Raw genomic sequence first — 2,386 nt, forward strand, 5'->3', positions numbered from 1 at the left:
GACGAGGTAGACCCGGCCCGTCTGGTAGGACGAAATCGCCAGAGACAGGTTGCTGCTGGCCAGCCAGGCGGCCAGGCCGCGCGAGCAGCTTTTTTCGACGACCTGCGGTGGCGGCGTCGGGGCCGTCTGCACGACTGGGGCATCGGTAGATGCAGGCGCGTCTGGCGCACCCTCGACCGCTGACGCAGCCGCCTCGTCGCTTACCGACTGCAGGCCCACCGCCATCTCGCCTTTGCTGCCGACTTCTTGCAGCTCGGTATCGGACGCTTGATCTTTGCTTGCCACGTCACTCTCCTCATTCCGGTAACTGCTTGTGCACCACCGCCAGTTGCATAGCGCTCGCGCGCCAGATCCGTACGTGGTTATCCATGCGCCCACTTCGGGCTGCCTGTTGCTGATTGACTCGCGGTAACGTGCTCAGTATGCGCGTCGATCGTCTACCGCCGTGTCTACGCGTCTTTCGAGCCGAGGTGTCGGCTGCACGGCGCCTCGGATTTTTGGATGCCGATAAAAGAAAACCCGGCGGCGGGGCGCTCGCCGGGTTTCTCCCTCACACCTTGCACATTCACACTTCTACAACACACTCACTTACACAGGGTTCTTTCCCATCGGCCTAGAAGGTATAGCGCAACCCGACCTGGCCGCCGAAGAAGCTCTTCAACGCCCCACCGTCCTGCCAGTTCAACCCGCCGTACAGCGCCAGCTTGCCGATCTGCACGTTGACGCCGGTCTCGGCCAGCACACTCGTGCCCTTGGTGTTGGTCTGGCCGAAGAACGTGTCGTTGACCGAGTAGCTGTTCTTCCCGTCCAGCTCCTGCACCGCTGACAACGACGCATACGGCATCCATACCGCGTGACTGCTGGCCGGCGTGTACGCCTTGCTGAACATCACACCCAAACGCGCGCGGGAGGCGTCGTCGCCACTGGACTGGAAGCCGGCCAGACTGCCGGTCTGCGCGTTGATGTTGTCCACCTTGGTCAGCGTGTACTGGAACTGCGGGGCGATCTGCAGACCGTTCTGCAGCGTCCACGTCTTGCCCAGTTCCAGGTTGAACGCATCGGCATTGCCATGGATCGAGGCGTAACCGGTGGGCGCATGCAGGCGATCATTGAAGGTCATCCAGCGGTAGGACCCATCCACGTAGAAGCCACTGGTCGAGATCCACGTGCCGTACAGGCCGCTGGTGTCGCCGGTGATCTTGCCCGAGTCGGCCGGGTTGCCATCGAGCGACTGGTTCGCTTGCGACTTGGCGAACAGCGCACCGGCCTTGAACTCGTCGGAGAGCGCAAAGTCCAGCCCCAGTTCCGCACCGGAATTGCTCTGGTCAAACCCGAAGTTGCCGTTCTGGCCGAAGTTGCCCGCCGAATGCCCCGGGTCCACCGTGCCGCTGTCCGCGAACGCACGCGTCCACACACTGAAGCCGCCCTTGATCGTCTGGCTCACCGCGCCCATCCGATCTTCCAGGGTGCCGATCTGACTGTTCATCAGACTCTGCACACCCGGGGCGGTCGATGCAGCCAGCGTGCCCAGATCACTCAGGCCCGCCACACTCTCTTCAAACCCGAAGGCCGGTCGCACCGCGTTCGATGCGGTCTGTACGACACCCAGGGACGAGGCTGTCATCGGGGTGCTGGCGGTCGATGGACTGGCCGTTGATGTGCTTGCCGTCAATGTGCTTGCCGTGGCCAGGGAGGTACCTGCCGTGAGGGACGTGGCCTGCAACAGCCGTGCGCCCGACGGTGATGCGGTTGCCTGCGTCAGCTGTGTGTCTGAGGCTGATGCGGCCGCGTCAGGGGCGGTAAGGCTCAGCGAGAACACCCCGCTCTTGCTTACCAGCACATCCAGGAAGCTCTTGTTCTGCACCACCGTGCCCAGGACGAACGAACCGGCCGCCGAGGTACCGCTCACCGTGATCAGCGGAATGAGGGTCGAAGCGGACGTGGGATCGGTCAACAGGTCCACGTTGACCCGGTTCACGCTACCGGCCAGCACGTTCCCTGCAATGGCCAGCTGGTCGCTGGTGCCATGGAGGCCGTTCACGTCCATGTCGATCACACCGTTGCCGCCGAAGTTGCCGGCGATCGCCAGCGTGTCGCCGGCCACGCCGTTCTGGAAGTTCAGCGTGCCGTTGTTCTCGAAGGTGTTGGGTGTGGACGTACCCATAGTGATGCTGCTGCTGCCGGCGACCGTGATCACCCCTCCGGCGGCGTTGGTGAACCGGTTGCTGCCGAGGGCACCCAAGCTGCCGAGGCTGATCGTGCTGCCGTTGAGATGGATCGTGCCGACGTTTCGGATGAAGTCGTTGCCCGTACCGAAGGTGGAGATACCGGCCGCATTCCAGGTCCCGCCGGCAAAGTTCGTGAACGTGAAATTGCCGGTGCCGTT

Annotated in this window: 1 protein-coding gene and 1 pseudogene; both read right to left on the minus strand. The window is 63.3% G+C overall.

All coding sequences use genetic code 11. From position 1 onward, the window contains the following. Window positions 1-285 (minus strand): annotated as a pseudogene (locus tag GSQ75_RS05455) (hypothetical protein); the annotation flags it as partial. A gap of 328 nt (window positions 286-613) precedes the next feature. Then, a partial coding sequence (locus tag GSQ75_RS05460; protein WP_216840608.1) for an autotransporter outer membrane beta-barrel domain-containing protein occupies window positions 614-2,386 on the minus strand: 1,773 nt, incomplete at its 5' end.

Origin of the sequence: Dyella sp. S184, assembly GCF_009766065.1 — a bacterium.
Taxonomy (GTDB): Bacteria; Pseudomonadota; Gammaproteobacteria; order Xanthomonadales; family Rhodanobacteraceae; genus Rhodanobacter.